Genomic DNA, 15,157 nt, shown 5'->3' on the forward strand with positions numbered 1-15,157 from the left:
TCGCCTTGGGGCCGGCGGGAGCGGACCCGTCTGAAACCGAAAGTGGCCCCCCGGACTCGCGCCGGAGGGCCACCTGTCGTGGAACCTGTCAGTTCATGTTCCAGGGCTCGCCGTAGGTGGTGACGCTGTCACCGGTCGACGAAATCAGGCGGGCGAACGGACGCAGCAGCACACCACCGGCAGCACCGGTCACCGTGCCGTGCGCGCTGGACACCGCCACCGAACCGCCCGGCCCGGCCACGTCCACCGAGAAGGTCGCGACCTCCTGGATACCCGGGCCGTTGCCCAGATCCGCCGAGATCGACACGCCCGGGAACAGCGGCGGGGTCACGATGCTGTCGCCGAAGCCCAAGAACGGGTCGTCTACCTGCGGGCCGAAGCCGAAGCCGTCGTAGGCGATGTTCGGGGTGGTGTAGCTGAAGTTGATGCCCACACCCAGCGACCACGGGAAGCCGACCTGGTAACCCAGCTCCAGCGTGCCCTCGAAGTCATCGGCGCCCTCGCCGGCCACGATGTAGGTCGCCTTGCCCGAGTGGAACCACTCACGGGTCAGGCGGTTGCGGTCCAACGGAAACACGCCGTTGAGGAACGTGTCCCACTGCTGGATCGTCAACGTCCGGCCCTGGCCGTCGACCAGGCTCAGCTCGTTGTCCAGCCCTGCGTGAGAGGTGCCAGTGCTCACGAACAAAGCCGCGATGGACGCGACCATCGCGATCAGCACCCGACTGATTACCTTCATGATCGTCCTAAGGAAGTCGACGGCCGCCCGATGGGCGACCGTTGAGAGTTCATGCCTGGCTGACGGAGCGGCTTCTTGACTCCGGACCCGGTGTACCCAGAGATGTCCCTGGCTACGCCGAGTGTCTTATGCGGCTTTAAGCCGGACCTAACGTAAATCATGGGGAAGCGTCGCGCTGGACAAAGCAACCTTCAAGTACGGAAATCTCAGGTCATTCACAGCGTGTTCAACGAACCACAACGGATTCAGCTAACTCACAGCAGATCTGGAAGAAGGCTCTGACCAGTGCGGTCGCACCGTATCGGCAGACCGGCCCGGGCCTGGACCGCCAATGATGGCGAAATAATGACGGTTATGGATCCGAGAAAGTCTGACGGAGGTGTCAAAACCGCTGCGGCTCAACTGGTTGCCAACGGAAGCAATCGGCGGGAGTGTCGGGCCGCGGTCACTACACCGTCGTCAGATCTGTGCCACGGGTCTCGCTGATCCACCACACCGCCAGAACCGTCACCAGACCGCATGCCGCGGCGAGCGCGACCAGCGGCTGCCGTGAGACCTCCACGGCGTGCAGGCTGCTCGCGATCAGCGGTGTGAAACCCGCGCCGAGCAACGCCGCGAGTTGGTAGCCCATCGATGCGCCGGTATAGCGGACGGTCGTCCCGAACATCTCGGAGAACAGTGCGCCCAACGGCGCGTACATCATCGACTGGATGATTTGGGCCAGCACCATCGCGACGGTGAGCCACAGCTGCGACCGCGAATCCACCAGCGCGTAGAACGGCCACGCGTACCCGATGATGCCTACGGCCCCGCACACCATCACGAGCCGTCGGCCGACCCGGTCGGAGAACGCCGAGAAGACGGGGATGGCCACCAGCCCGGTCAGGGAGGTGAAGATCAACGCCGTCATGACGTCGGTGCGGTGGTACCCGATCGCGGTGGCGTAGCTGATCATGTAGGTGCTGATGAGCGCGGTCAGCGCGAACGGGCCGATGCCGGCCGCGCACGCGAGCACCAGCGTGCGCGGTGTGCGGAGTACTTCGAGGAGCGGCACCGCCGGGCCTTCGGCGGGCGCACGTCGTGCCGCTTCGAACACCGGGCTCTCGGTGATCGACAGGCGCACGTAGAGGCCGATCACCAGCAGCAGCACGCTGACAAGGAACGGGATGCGCCAGCCCCAGGACAGCAGGTCGCCGTCGGGCAGCAGGGTGATCACCGTGACCACTGCCACCGACAGCAGCGACCCGATGGGTGAGCCCATCTGCATCACGCCGTTCCAGAAGCCGCGGCGATGGGCCTCGGCGTGTTCGGTGACCATCAGCGTGGCGCCGCCCCATTCCCCTCCGATGGCGATGCCCTGGATCACCCGCAACGCCACCAACAGGATCGGGGCGGCCACGCCAACGGCGGCGTAGGTGGGCAGCAGGCCGATCAGGAAGCTCGCGGCGCCCATCAGCACCATCGTCAGCACCAGCATCGACTTACGTCCCAGCCGATCACCGAAGTGCCCGAACAGGATTCCGCCCACTGGCCGGGCAACGTAACCGGCGGCCAACGTCCCGAACGCCGCGATGGTGGCCACAGCCGGGTTCGAGTCCGGGAAGAACACCGTTCCGAACACCAGAGCGCTCATGGTGCCGTAGACCAGGAAGTCGTAGTACTCGATGGCGGTCCCCAGCAGGCTGGACAGCGCGACCCGGCGCAACAGCGTCTGGTCGGCTGCCAGTGTCTGCATGGTGAATCTCCCTGGCGGACAACGATTGAGGCGTTTTGCATCATTGTGCGTCCGGGCGCCGGGCCGGCAAGGGGGGCGTCCACTGACTGGAACGCCGGTGGCCGCACACGCGCCGATGGGGTGGAATCAGAGGATGACCGTCGACTACCAGGACAGCCTGCGTGAGATCAGCACCCCGTCGGGCGTGCTTCGTTATCACGAGGCCGGTGACGGACCCCCTCTCTTGCTGCTGCACGGGTCCGGACCGGGAGTGACGGGCTGGCGGAACTTCCGCGGCAACCTGGACGGGTTCGCGCGCCACTTCCGCTGCCTGGTGCTGGAGTTCCCCGGCTTCGGTGTCAGTGACGACTTCGGCGGACACCCGATGGTGGACGCGCAGGGTGCGGTCGTCACGTTCGCCGACGCACTCGGGCTGGACCGCGTCGACGTGATCGGCAACTCCATGGGTGGCGGGGTCGGCATCAATTTCGCCATCCGGCACCCCGACCGGGTGGGAAAGCTGGTGACCATCGGCGGGATCGGCACGAATGTCTTCAGCCCGGGCCCGAGCGAGGGCATCAGGTTGCTACAGGAGTTCACCGAGGACCCCACGCGGCAGCGGCTGATCGACTGGTTGCGGTCGATGGTCTACGACCCCGCCCTGGTGACCGAGGAGTTGATCGAGGAACGCTGGGCGCTGGCCACCGAACCCGAGACCCTCGCCGCCGCACGGCGCATGTACGGCAAGACCGCGTTCGCCGCGATGATGGAGATGATGCGCAAGGCCGACGCACCCATGCCGTGGGCGACGATGCACAAGGTGGCGGCCCCGACACTGCTGACCTGGGGGCGCGACGATCGGGTCAGTCCGCTCGACATGGCGCTGGTGCCGATGCGCACGATCCCGAACGCCGAGTTCCACGTGTTCCCTAACTGCGGGCACTGGGTGATGATCGAAGCCAAGGCCGCGTTCGAGCGGACGGTGCTCGGGTTCCTCAGCGCGACCGCATGATCCGGCGGTAACCCAGGAACCGCGCACCGTAGCGGGCCAGCTCCCGGGCCGGGACACGGGCCGGCCAGGCATCCGCCCGGAAGTAGGCATCGGACCCGCCGTCGACGAACACCACGCTGCCACAGAGGAAGTCCGCCGCGTCCGAGAGCATGAACACCATCCAGTCCGCGAGCCGGCCGGGCTCACCGAAGCCGCCGATCGGGACCGGGAACGCGCGGATGGCCTTGGCCTCGGCCGGGTTGGCGAGTTGCTCGGCCAGCAGCGGGGTCATGATCGCGCCGGGGGCCAGCGCATTGAGGCGGATGCCGGCACCGGCCCACTGCGGGCTGACGGCCTGCCGGCGCACCCACCGCGACACCGCGATCTTGGATGCCGCGTAGATCATCGGGGCTGAACGCTTGCCGAACCACCGCACCGCGCGCAGCGCCTTCGCCGTATCGCCGGCCAGCAGCGCCGATACGGCCCGGCGTGGCGCCAGCGGCGTCGTCGTCGTCGAGTTGCTGCCCACCACCACGACTTTCGCCGCGTCGCCACGGGCCAGCGCCGGCCGCAGAGCGGTCAGCAGGTCGACGACGCCGAAGTAGTTCACCTCGGCGATCAGGCGATCGCGGCCGGGCACCGGCCCCAGGCCGGCGGCCAGCACCGCGCCGTCGAGGACACCGTCACAGGCGGCCATAACGCCCTCGGCCGCGGACCGCCGCCCCTGGGCGGTCGACAGATCGGCCACCACCTCGAGCGGTTGCGGCATGGAGGCGAGCGCTGGGCGTTGATGTTCATGCCGGAATCGCGGGGATGCGATGTCCACCCCGATGACGGCATGCCCGGTGGCACGCAACCTCTCCGCGGTCTCGTTCCCCATGCCGGAGGCCGACCCGGTCACGACGTACGTTCCCATCGGCGCTGCCCTTCACTCGACCGACCAGAGAGTCACTTCGCCTGCTGCCGTGACGCTTTCGCGAATCGAGGCAGCGGAACCGCAATCGCTCTACGGCGGCGCCTCGATGAGGGTGAACCCCTTGTATCCGGCGTCGGCCACCTCGGCGCAGATGTCGAGGTAGACGCCGAAGCCGCCGATGAAGAGCATGAACACCCGCGGCTTGCCCGGTACGTTCGCACCCATGTACCAGGAGTTGGCACGCGGGAACAGCGTGGCGTCGGCGCGTCGGTTGCATTCGGCGATCCAGTTGTCCACCGCCTCGGTGGTCGCCTCGATCCCGGCCAGGTCATGCTCGTCGAGATACGCGATGGCGTCGGCGATCCAGTTGATGTGCGCCTCGGCGTGCAGCACCATGTTCGCCAACACCGCGGGCGCCCCGGGACCCGACACCAGAAACAGGTTCGGGAATCCGTCGACGCCCAGTCCGAGATAGGTGCGTGGACCGTCCGACCAGTCGTCGACCAGCGTCTGTCCCCGGCGCCCGACGATGTCGATCTTGGCCAGGGTTCCGGTCAGGGCGTCGAAACCGGTGGCCAGCACGATCGCATCCAGCTCGAAATGCGCGTCGGTGGTGTTGATGCCGGTGGCGTCGACGGTGGTGATCGGGGTCTCGCGGACACTGACCAGCTGCACGTTCGGCCGGTTGAAGGTCTGGAAGTAGTTGGTGTCGGTACAGATTCGTTTCGTGCCGATCGGGTGATCGTTCGGGATCAGAAGCCGCGCGACCTCCGGGTCGTCGATGACCGCCCGGATCTTCTGCTCGTAGAACTTGCGGGCTTCCTCATTGGCGTCCAGATCAATCATCTGATCAGAGAAGGTCTTGGAGAACAGCACTCCGCCGAGCTGCCAGCGCTTCTCGAACGCTTCGCGACGTTCCTCGGGTGTGGCCTCCATCGTCAGCTTCGGATGTGCCACGTGCGGTGATCCCCCGCCGCTGCGCCACGACATGCGGCGCCGCTCGTCGTACGTGGCTTTCGCATGCGCGACCTCGTCGGCGGTCAACGGCCGGTTACCCGCCGGCACACTGTAGTTCGGGGTGCGCTGGAAGACGACGAGATGCTCGGCCTGTTCGGCGATGATCGGGATGGACTGGATGCCTGACGATCCGGTGCCGATCACACCTACCCGCTTCCCGGTGAAGTCGACACCGTCGTGCGGCCAGTCGGCGGTGTGATAGATCTGCCCGCCGAACGTGCCCAGCCCGGCGATGTCGGGCGTCAACGGTGACGACAGGGGTCCGGTGGCCATCACCACGAACCTGGCCTCGACGACCTCACCACGGTCGGTGGTGACCACCCAATGCAGCGTCTTCTCGTCGAGGACGGCAGATTCCACCCGGGTGTCGAAGGTGATCCCGGAACGGAGGTCGAGCTTGTCGGCGACCCATTTGATGTAGTCCAGGATCTCGGCCTGGGTGGCGTACTTCTCGGTCCAGGTCCACTCCTGCTGCAGTTCATCGGAGAACGAGTAGCAGTAGTCGAGGCTTTCGACGTCGCAGCGCGCGCCCGGGTACCGGTTGAAATACCAGGTGCCGCCGACCTCCGGGGCGGCCTCGAACACCCGCACCGACCATCCCTGGGCCCGGAACCTGTGCAGGGCGTACAACCCGGCGAAACCCGCGCCGACCACGACGACGTCGACAGGACTCTCAGTACTCACACGGTGCACGCTAGGACCCCATCGGTCACCCACTCCGTACGTCTCCCGGTCAACGGGCACCGGGATTTCTTCCCGCCCACCGGTAGCCCGGCCACACCGCAGCGGCATCCTGGGCCAGGATGGTCGGCCGTGAACGACGTGTCCCGCACCGTGGCCCTGACCGTCACCGACGTCATCGTGGAGAGCCGGGATGCGAAGTCACTGGTTTTCGCGGTGCCCGGTGAGCACCGGGAACGGTTTGCCTACCGGCCGGGCCAGTTCCTGACGCTGCGCATCCCCAGCGAGCTGACCGGTTCGGTGGCGCGCTGCTATTCGCTGGCCAGCTCACCACACACCGACGACGCCCCGAAGGTGACCGTCAAACGCACCGACGGCGGCTATGGATCGAACTGGTTGTGCGACAACGTCTCTGTCGGCGATGTCGTCGAATCTCTGCTGCCCTCCGGTGTTTTCACGCCGCAGCATCTCGACGGCCACTTCCTGCTATGGGCCGCGGGCAGCGGCATCACACCGGTCATGTCGATCCTGAAGTCGGTGCTCACCGCCGGGACCGGCCGGGTGGTGCTGTGCTACGCCAACCGGGACGAGGCCTCGGTGATCTTCGCCACCGAACTGCGCGAGCTCGCCGCTCGCTACGCCGGCCGGCTGACCGTCCTGCACTGGCTGGAATCCGTACAGGGACTGCCCACCCGCGCACAGCTGAGCATCTTCGCCGGGTTGTTCTCCGGCTACCAGTCCTTCATCTGCGGACCGGCCCCGTTCATGGCGGTGGTCAAGGAGACCCTCACCGAGGCCGGTGTCCCGCGCGACCACATCCATCTGGAGGTTTTCCAGTCCCTGGAGGGAGACCCGTTCGCCGACGTACCGGCCGCCGCCGTGACCGACGATGGCCGGGCCGTCGACGCCGAGGTCGCGATCGACGGCGACGTGCACCGGCTGCGCTGGCCTGAAGAACACACTCTGCTCGACACCATGCTGGCCGCCGGCATCGATGTCCCCTACTCGTGCCGCGAGGGGAACTGCGGATCGTGCGCTGCCACCGTCTCCGGCGGTCAGGTCGACCTCGGCAACGCGACGATCCTCGAACCCGAGGACATCGCCGAGGGGCTGTTCCTGGCCTGCCAGGCCCACCCGGTTTCCGACCCGGTGAGAATCGAGTTCTGAGCCGGGGAATCACTTCCGCTCACCGGGAAAAGGGCAACAGGCCACGGTCTGAGGCGGCACCATCAAATCCATGACACAACGGGTGATCGACCGCATCGCCGACCTGGCAGACCAGCTCCGCGAGCAGGCCGTGGAGGCCGAGACGATCGGCAAGCTCACCGATGACACGGTGAAGACGATGAAGCAGGTCGGGTCCATCCGGCTGCTGCAGCCCAAGCAGCACGGCGGCCTGGAGGTCCATCCGCGGGAGTTCGCCGAGACGGTGATGGCCACCGCCGCGCTGGATCCGTCCGCCGGCTGGATCAACGGCGTCGTCGGCGTGCATCCCTACCAGCTGGCCTACGCCGATCCCCGCGTCGGCCAGGAGATCTGGGCCGAGGATGTCGACACCTGGGTGGCTTCGCCCTACGCGCCCCAGGGCGTCGCGGTACCCACCGACGGCGGCTACATCTTCACCGGGCGGTGGCAGTTCAGTTCCGGCACCGATCACTGCGACTGGATCATCCTGGGTGCGATGGTCGGCGACGCGGACGGTAAGCCGCTGATGCCGCCGCAGATGCTGCACATGATCCTGCCGCGCAAGGACTACGAGATCGTCGAGGACTCCTGGGACGTGGTCGGGTTGCGCGGCACCGGGTCCAAGGACGTCATCGTCGACGGCGCGTTCGTGCCCGACTACCGGACCATGGACGGCCTGAAAGTCATGGACGGCACCGCCCAGCGCGAGGCCGGGATGACCGAGCCGCTGTACCTGATGCCGTGGTCGACGATGTTCCCGCTGGGCATCTCCTCGGCCACCATCGGCATCGCCGAGGGCGCCTTGGCCGCCGCGCTGGACTATCAGCGTCAGCGCGTGAACTCCAGCGGCGTCGCGATCAAGGACGACCCCTATGTCATGTACGCGATCGGCGAAGCCGCCGCCGACATCAACGCCGCCCGCCAGGAACTGCTGGCCAACGCCGACCGCATCTACGACATGGTGGCCGCCGGTGAGGAGGTGTCCTTCCAGGACCGCGCCGCCGGACGGCGCACCCAGGTCCGCGCGGTATGGCGCGCCGTGTCCGCCGTCGACGAGATCTTCGCCCGCTGCGGCGGTAACGCCGCCCGCATGGACAAACCGCTGCAACGCTATTGGCGCGACGTCCATGTCGGCCAGGCCCACGCCATCCACGTCCCGGGCACCGTCTACCACGCCTCGGCACTGAGTTCGCTCGGAGTGGATCCGCAGGGACCCCTGCGGGCGATGATCTAGGGGTGGTCATGAGTCTGATCAAGAGCCTCGGCTATGTCACCGTGCAGGCCACCGACATGGCGCGGTGGCGGCACTTCGCCTTCGGCGTACTGGGTTTCGCGCAGGGCAGCGGACCCGATCCGGACGTCCTGTACCTGCGGATGGACGAACGGGCCGCGCGCATCATCGTCACCCCCGGCGACGTCGACAAGATCGCGACGGTCGGCTGGGAGGTCCGCGACCACGCCGCCCTCGAGGACGTCAAACGTGCCCTCGAAGGAGCCGGCACACCGTACAAGGAACTGTCCCTGGCCGAGGCCGACACCCGCAGGGTCGAAGAGGTCATCGCGTTCCAAGACCCGGCGGGCACCTCGCTGGAGGTGTTCCACGGCGCGGTTCTCGACCACAGCCCGGTAGTCACCCCGTTCGGTGCGAAGTTCGTGACCGGCGACCAGGGACTCGGACACGTCGTGCTGCCCGCGATGGACGTCAACGGGATGTTCGAGTTCTACACCGGCGTCCTCGGATTCACATCCCGCGGGGCGTTCCGCGTCCCGGCGCCACCCGAATTCGGCCCGATCCGGGTCCGCTTCCTCGGCGTCAACCAGAGACACCACAGCCTGGCGCTGTGCCCGGCCGCCACGTTGCGCGACCCGGGCCTGATCCATCTCATGGTGGAGGTCGACACCCTCGACGCGGTCGGGCAGGCGCTCGATCGGGTGACCAGGGACGGCTTCCAGTTGTCCTCGACACTGGGCCGCCACACCAACGACAAGATGGTGTCGTTCTACGTGCGTGCGCCCGGCGACTGGGACATCGAGTTCGGCACCGAGGGCATGCGGGTCGACGAAACCTATTACACCGCCGAAGAGATCACCGCCGACAGCTACTGGGGCCACCAGTGGGTCGACGACCTGCCGGCGGCGATGCGTCCGTGAGCTCCGACGTCGTCCCCGTCCCGGAGTCGGAGATCGCCGCCTGGGACCACGAAGCCGACGTCGTCGTCGCCGGATACGGGGTGGCCGGCGCGGCAGCGGCGGTGGAGGCCGCACGCGCCGGTGCCGACGTGCTCGTCCTGGAACGGACGGGTTCCTGGGGCGGGGCCGCGTCGATGGCGGGGGGCTTCATCTACCTCGGCGGCGGCACCGCTCTGCAGAAGGCTTGCGGTTTCGACGATTCGGTCGACGACATGACCGCTTACCTCAACGCGGCCATGGGCCCGGGGGCTGACGAGAACCGCATCGCCGACTACTGCGCGGGTAGCGTCGCACACTTCGACTGGCTCGTCGGATGCGGTGTGCCGTTCAAGGCGGAGTTCTTCGGCGAACCCGGGTGGGAACCGATGGGCGACCAGGGCCTGATGTACTCCGGCGGCGAGAACTCCTTCCCGTTCAACACCATCGCCGCACCCGCCCCGCGCGGCCATGTTCCGCAGATGTCGGGCAAGGTGCAGGGCGAGGCCAGCGCCGGGTACATGCTGATGAAGCCGCTCGTCGAGACGGCCGCCGCTGCCGGCGCGCGCGCCCTGTACGACGTTCGGGCCCAACGGCTTGTCGTCACAGGTGACGGACGGGTGGTCGGGGTGGTGGCGCGTCGCTACGGCACCGAGATCGCCGTGCGGGCGCGCCGCGGAGTCGTGTTGGCGGCCGGCAGTTTCGCCTACAACGACGCGATGGTCGCGCATTACGCCCCACGCATCGCCGGCCGTCCGGCGGCATCGATCGAACAGCACGACGGCCGCGCCATCCAGATGGCCCAGGCGCTGGGCGCCGATCTGGCCCACATGGACGCCACCGAAGTCGCGATCTTCATCGACCCCCAACAGCTCGTGCGCGGCGTTCTGGTCAACGAACGCGGACAACGCTTCGTCGCTGAGGACACCTACCCCGGTCGGGTCGGACAGCTGACGCTGTATCACCAGAACAACACCGCCTACCTGATCCTTGACGGCGACGCCCAGGACGAGGCGATGGCCTCGCTGTCCCCGCAGCTGATGATGCGCCCACCCACCTGGGTCGCCGAGACCGTCGCCGACCTGGAGACCGAGATCGGGCTGCCGCCCGGGTCGCTGCAGGCCACCGTCGCCGCGTACAACGACGGGGCTGCCCGCGGGGTGGATCCGCTGCTGCACAAGAAGGCGCAATGGCTCAGGCCGATCGGCTCGCCGGTCGGCGCCGTCGATCTGCGCGACAGCACCGGCGGGTTCACCCTTGGCGGCCTGGCCACCACCCTCGACGCCGAGGTGCTCCACGTCAGCGGCGAGCCCATACCCGGCTTGTTCGCCGCCGGCCGGTGCACCGCCGGCTTGGCCGCATGGGGCTATGCCAGCGGCATATCGCTCGGCGACGGCAGCTTCTACGGGCGGCGCGCCGGCCGCAGCGCCGCCCGCCTCTGACTTCCCGCCAGCCCGTCGCTCTTTCTGAGCGCCCCTCAGCGGCGAGATTGCGCCCAGCGCGGCCTTCCGTCCACAAAGCCCTCGCGGAATGCGATTTCGGCGGCTCTTTCGCAGTGCGCCCGGCCATTCATGTGACAGCGAGCACATCGATGTGGTAGTCCTATATGACCAATAGGCATATGCCTATTAGGAGTATTACTTTCGGAGGATCCCGATGACCGTGACCGTCGACCGACCCGCACCCGCCGCGAAGGCCGCCCCGGAGACCCCGAGCGCGGTGATCGACCGGGTCTCTCTGGTGCTCGACGCGTTCGACGGCCCGGGCCGGCTGACGCTGGCGCAGATCGTGCGACGGACCGGCCTGCCCCGCTCGTCGGCGCACCGCATGCTGGAACGCCTGGTCCAGTTGCGCTGGCTGCGGCGCAACGGCCGTGATTACGAACTGGGAATGCGGCTGGTCGAACTCGGCTCGCTGGCTGTCCACCAGGACCGGCTGCACAAGGCCGCGATCCCGATGCTGCACGAACTTCACGCTGCCACCGGGCTTGTCGTCCACCTTGCGGTGCTCGACGGATCCGATGTCGTGTACATGGAGAAAGTCGGCAACCGGATGACCGCGGCCCTGCCGACCCGTGTGGGCGGCCGTCGGCCGGCCCACTGCGCCGCGGTCGGCAAGGCGATCCTCGCCTACACCCCCGAGAATGACATCGAGGTGTTCGACACCGATTTCCTGCCGCGGCTCACCAAGTACTCCATCTCGACGCATGCCCAGTTGCGCACCGACCTGGCGAAGGTGCGCTCCCACGGCGTCGCCTTCGACCGCGAGGAGTCGGTTCCGGGCTTCGGCTGCGTGGCCGCTCCGATCGGCGATCCGGGCCACGCGGCGGCCGCGGTGTCGGTGTGCGGTCCGATGAGTCACATGAAGTTCGACCAGCGCCTCGTCGCTCCAGTACGGATGGCGGCGATGCGAATCTGGCGCGCGGTCGACGGCGGTCCTACCCGCGTGGCACCCACGCTGCAGCAGATGCGCCCGCTGCGCGGCGGCCCGGTCCCCCGCCCCGGCCAGACCACCACGCCGCCGGCATGAGGCTCGATCCGCAGATCGCCGACATCATCGAAACCCTGGACTCGGGTTTTCCGCCCGTCCACACGATGACCGGCGAGCAGGCGCGCGCCGCGATCCGGTCCCGGTTCGTCCCCGCCGCACAACCCGAGCCCGTCGCCTCCGTCGAGGACGACACGATGCCGGGGCCGGCGGGGCCGGTCCCGGTGCGCATCTACCGCCCGCACACCGAAGTCGGAACACCTTTGCCTACATTGGTTTTCGCCCACGGCGGCGGTTGGGTGTTCTGCGATCTGGATAGTCACGACGGGTTGTGCCGAGCCTTCGCCAACGGCATGTCGGCTGTGGTGGTGTCAGTGCACTACCGTCGCGCCTCCGAAGAGGGCCAGTGGCCGGCCGCCGCCGAGGACGTCTATGCCGTCACCGCGTGGGTCGCCGAGCATATCGGCGCGTTCGGCGGCGACGGGTCGGCGGTGCTGGTCGGCGGCGACAGCGCCGGAGGCAACCTGGCCGCCGTCACCGCATTGATGGCCCGCGATCGGGGCGGGCCTACCTTGGCCGGGCAGGTTCTGCTCTATCCGGTCATCGCAGCCGATTTCGACAGCGAGTCCCACCGACTGTTCGGGCAGGGTTTCTACAACCCCCGGCCCGCTTTGCAGTGGTACTGGGACCAGTATGTGCCTTCGGCAGCCGACCGGATCGACCCGTACGCCTCACCGCTGCGCGCCGAGGACTTCACCGGCCTGCCGCCGGTCATCGCGGTGGTGGCAGGCCACGACCCGCTGCGTGACGAAGGGCTGGCCTATGTCGAGGCGCTGGAGGCAGCAGGAGTACCGACCGTGTGCCGGTACTTCGAGGGCGGAATCCACGGATTCATGACGATGCCTTCGTTGGACATCTGCCTGCGCGCCCGCACTCAGGTCTGTGCGGACGTCACCGACCTGGTGGGCAGCATCGGCTCTGCCGCGCCGTAGCGCTGGTCGGGATCCAGCACACAGTGCGTGCGGCCGAACACGGTGACCATGCACTTGTTGTTGTGAGTGCACCTGCTCCGCACGGCGGAGTCGGCGATCATCGTGTTCACCAGGTCCGGTTCGCGCAGCAGCGCCCGGCCCATGGCGACGAATCCGAACCCTTCCCGCATGCCGGTCTCGACGTGCTCGCGGTTGGTGATGCCGCCGAGCAGGATCAATTTCGTGTTGCGCATGACCGGCACGAATTGCCGTGCCGCGGGCAGCATGTAGAGATCCCGGTACGGATAGCTGCCCATCACGGCCTTACCCATCAGCCGGACGCCGGGACGCAGCATCGGGGGCATCACCGTGGCGAATTCACGCACTGGCACGTCACCCCGGAACAGGTACATCGGCCGGTACACCGACGACCCCTGCGTCAGCTCCAGCGCGTCCAGCGTCGCATCGGCGTCGAGCAGTTGCGCGGTGCGCAGGGCCTCGTCGATCCAGATGCTGCCGGGCAACCCGTCGTCCATGTCGAGCTTGGCGATCACCGCGATGCGGTCGTCCACCACATCGCGTACCCGCTGCGCGATTTCCCGCACCAGCCGTGACCTGTTGTCGATGCTGCCGCCGTACTCGTCCTTGCGGCGGTTGATCAGTGGGCTCAGGAACGAGCTCGGCAGGTAGAGATGCCCGAAATGAAGCTCAACAGCGTCGAATCCGGCCTCCACGGCGACCAGCGCGGCCCGGCCGAATTGGTCGATGACTGCGGCGATCTCGTCTCGACGGATCTCCCGGCAGTAGGCGAACGAGGTCGGGTTGACGAACCGGCTCGGCGCCACCGCGGTCACTCCCGTCAGCTTCCTCGGCGCCACCACGCCGGCATGGCCGAGCTGAGCGGAGATGCCGGCACCGGCGTCGTGCACCGCGTCGGTGAGCCTGCGCAGCCCGGGAAGCGCAGCCCGGTTCATCACGATCTGTCCGGGCGCACTGGCTCCCTGCGGCGAGACACAGCAGTACGCGACGGTCGTCATCCCGACCCCGCCCTCGGCGAAGCTGCGATGGAACGCGATCAGATCGTCGGTCACCATGCCGTCCGGCGAACGGCCCTCCGACGTGGCGGCTTTGACGATCCGGTTGCGCAGCCGCACCGGTCCGAGGCTGACAGGCGCGAACGGATCGGGGCTGAGATCGGTCATCCCGTAACCGTCGACCCCGCGGACCGGAGCGTCAACGGAGGTATCCCGATGGCCGGGATCGGTGCCGTCACAGCCGGGTGCGGACCCTAGTCTCGCTCGCATGGCCCCCACGTTCGAGGTCTTCGTCGTCGACCGGGTGGTGACCCGGCCAGGGTGTGCCCGCGAGTTCGTCGACACCTACCTCGGCGGGTACGCTCCGGGAGCCCGCGCGCGCGGCATGAGTCTGCGCGAAGTTCTTGTCTCGCCGCCGATCTGGTTCGACAGCGAACCCAACACCGTCACCATCACCTGGTCGCTGCCGAGCGCGCGGGCCTGGTGGGAGATGACGTGGCAGAGCAGGCCCGACCCGTCGCTGGGCGCGTGGTGGGACGGGGTTGCCCACCTCATCGTCGAACGGGAGCGCAGCGCTGCCGCGCGCTACGAGCACGTCGATGGGCTCTGCGATGTATAGCGTGACCCGCCTGGTCGACGTGGACGAGACCGACCGCCGCCGCGTGCTGGAGGCACTCCAACGCCTGGCCGAGCAGAGCGGAGCCGTACGACACCTTGTCGCGCCCACCCTTGCGGGCAGCCGCAACGGCGGCGACCTTCTCGTGCACCTGCGTTTCGACAGCGCCGAGGACTGGGCGTCGGTCGCCGACCGGTTCGACGCCGCACTGCACGACCCGGCGGTCACCCGCGTCAACGGGGTGGGCTATCACGGTCTGGCGCAGCGCGTCCCGGACCGCGATCCCGGAACCGTTTACCGGACGCTGTTGTTGCGCACCGCACCGGGCGCCGACGCCGGCACGCTGGCCCAGTTCGAGAGCGACCTGCGGCTGCTGCCCGGCTACGTCTCGACGATCAGCGCCTGGCAGCTGAGCCGGCCCGACCACACGGTCGGCGCGTCGCCGTGGACTCACGTGTTCGAGCAGGAGTTCACCGATGCCGACGGCATCATGGGCCCCTACCTGATGCATCCGATCCACTGGGCGGTCGTCGACCAGTGGTTCGATCCGGAGTGCCCGAAAGTGATTGTCCGGGAGAGGGTCTGCCACAGCTTCTGCCTCGACGACACTCGGGTGCTGCGCTGACGTCGCCGGCTGCTG

The 15,157-nt window shown here is 67.9% G+C and carries 14 protein-coding genes; 9 read left to right on the forward strand and 5 right to left on the reverse strand.

Features of this window, described 5'->3' with window-relative positions; translation table 11 throughout:
• Nucleotides 1–88: 88 nt before the first annotated feature.
• Nucleotides 89–739 carry an MspA family porin gene (locus tag ACTWP6_RS11435; protein ID WP_443187714.1) on the reverse strand — a complete coding sequence of 217 codons (651 nt, stop codon included), beginning with the start codon at nt 737–739 and terminating at the stop codon, nt 89–91.
• A 448-nt stretch (nt 740–1,187) separates the two neighbouring features.
• The gene (locus ACTWP6_RS11440; RefSeq protein WP_443187715.1) at nt 1,188–2,474 is read right to left on the reverse strand and encodes an MFS transporter; all 1,287 of its coding nucleotides are present in this window, start codon (nt 2,472–2,474) and stop codon (nt 1,188–1,190) included.
• Nucleotides 2,475–2,607: 133 nt separating this feature from the next.
• On the opposite strand from ACTWP6_RS11440, the gene ACTWP6_RS11445 reads away from it, so the two are divergent.
• Nucleotides 2,608–3,465, forward strand: a complete 858-nt coding sequence (locus tag ACTWP6_RS11445) for an alpha/beta fold hydrolase (RefSeq protein ID WP_260751089.1) — start codon at nt 2,608–2,610, stop codon at nt 3,463–3,465.
• On the opposite strand, the gene ACTWP6_RS11450 is transcribed toward ACTWP6_RS11445, so the two are convergent.
• Entirely contained in the window at nt 3,449–4,360 is a 912-nt protein-coding gene (locus ACTWP6_RS11450; protein WP_260751086.1) for an SDR family oxidoreductase, read from the reverse strand. The two genes, ACTWP6_RS11445 and ACTWP6_RS11450, sit on opposite strands and share 17 nt — an antisense overlap.
• Nucleotides 4,361–4,450: 90 nt before the next feature.
• Entirely contained in the window at nt 4,451–6,031 is a 1,581-nt protein-coding gene (locus ACTWP6_RS11455) for a flavin-containing monooxygenase (RefSeq protein WP_443187758.1), read from the reverse strand.
• Nucleotides 6,032–6,190: 159 nt separating this feature from the next.
• Between ACTWP6_RS11455 and ACTWP6_RS11460 the strand changes: the two genes are divergently transcribed.
• The 6 genes from ACTWP6_RS11460 to ACTWP6_RS11485 all read left to right on the forward strand — a co-directional run bounded on the left by ACTWP6_RS11460 (nt 6,191) and on the right by ACTWP6_RS11485 (nt 12,888).
• On the forward strand, nt 6,191–7,225 hold the full coding sequence (locus ACTWP6_RS11460) for a 2Fe-2S iron-sulfur cluster-binding protein (RefSeq protein WP_443187716.1): 1,035 nt from the start codon (nt 6,191–6,193) through the stop codon (nt 7,223–7,225).
• A gap of 70 nt (nt 7,226–7,295) precedes the next feature.
• Nucleotides 7,296–8,477, forward strand: a complete 1,182-nt coding sequence (locus ACTWP6_RS11465; protein WP_443187717.1) for an acyl-CoA dehydrogenase family protein — start codon at nt 7,296–7,298, stop codon at nt 8,475–8,477.
• An 8-nt stretch (nt 8,478–8,485) separates the two neighbouring features.
• On the forward strand, nt 8,486–9,394 hold the full coding sequence (gene bphC, locus ACTWP6_RS11470) for a biphenyl-2,3-diol 1,2-dioxygenase (protein WP_443187718.1): 909 nt from the start codon (nt 8,486–8,488) through the stop codon (nt 9,392–9,394).
• Entirely contained in the window at nt 9,391–10,851 is a 1,461-nt protein-coding gene (locus tag ACTWP6_RS11475) for an FAD-dependent oxidoreductase (RefSeq protein WP_443187719.1), read from the forward strand. Before bphC ends, ACTWP6_RS11475 begins: the two co-directional genes overlap by 4 nt.
• Before the next feature lie 214 nt (nt 10,852–11,065).
• Nucleotides 11,066–11,938, forward strand: a complete 873-nt coding sequence (locus tag ACTWP6_RS11480; protein WP_260751080.1) for an IclR family transcriptional regulator — start codon at nt 11,066–11,068, stop codon at nt 11,936–11,938.
• On the forward strand, nt 11,935–12,888 hold the full coding sequence (locus tag ACTWP6_RS11485; RefSeq protein ID WP_260751079.1) for an alpha/beta hydrolase: 954 nt from the start codon (nt 11,935–11,937) through the stop codon (nt 12,886–12,888). Before ACTWP6_RS11480 ends, ACTWP6_RS11485 begins: the two co-directional genes overlap by 4 nt.
• Here the strand turns inward: ACTWP6_RS11485 and ACTWP6_RS11490 are convergent.
• Nucleotides 12,831–14,069 carry an NADH:flavin oxidoreductase gene (locus ACTWP6_RS11490; RefSeq protein WP_443187720.1) on the reverse strand — a complete coding sequence of 413 codons (1,239 nt, stop codon included), beginning with the start codon at nt 14,067–14,069 and terminating at the stop codon, nt 12,831–12,833. The genes ACTWP6_RS11485 and ACTWP6_RS11490 overlap by 58 nt on opposite strands.
• A gap of 100 nt (nt 14,070–14,169) precedes the next feature.
• On the opposite strand from ACTWP6_RS11490, the gene ACTWP6_RS11495 reads away from it, so the two are divergent.
• Together ACTWP6_RS11495 and ACTWP6_RS11500 are read left to right on the forward strand one after the other, a co-directional pair.
• A complete protein-coding gene (locus ACTWP6_RS11495) occupies nt 14,170–14,520 on the forward strand; it encodes a hypothetical protein (protein WP_260751077.1) in 351 nt (116 codons plus the stop codon).
• A complete protein-coding gene (locus ACTWP6_RS11500) occupies nt 14,513–15,142 on the forward strand; it encodes a Dabb family protein (RefSeq protein ID WP_443187721.1) in 630 nt (209 codons plus the stop codon). The genes ACTWP6_RS11495 and ACTWP6_RS11500 overlap by 8 nt, the downstream gene beginning before the upstream one ends.
• The last annotated feature ends 15 nt before the right edge of the window (nt 15,143–15,157 follow it).

The organism is Mycobacterium sp. 4D054, assembly GCF_052245755.1.
GTDB lineage: Bacteria > Actinomycetota > Actinomycetes > Mycobacteriales > Mycobacteriaceae > Mycobacterium.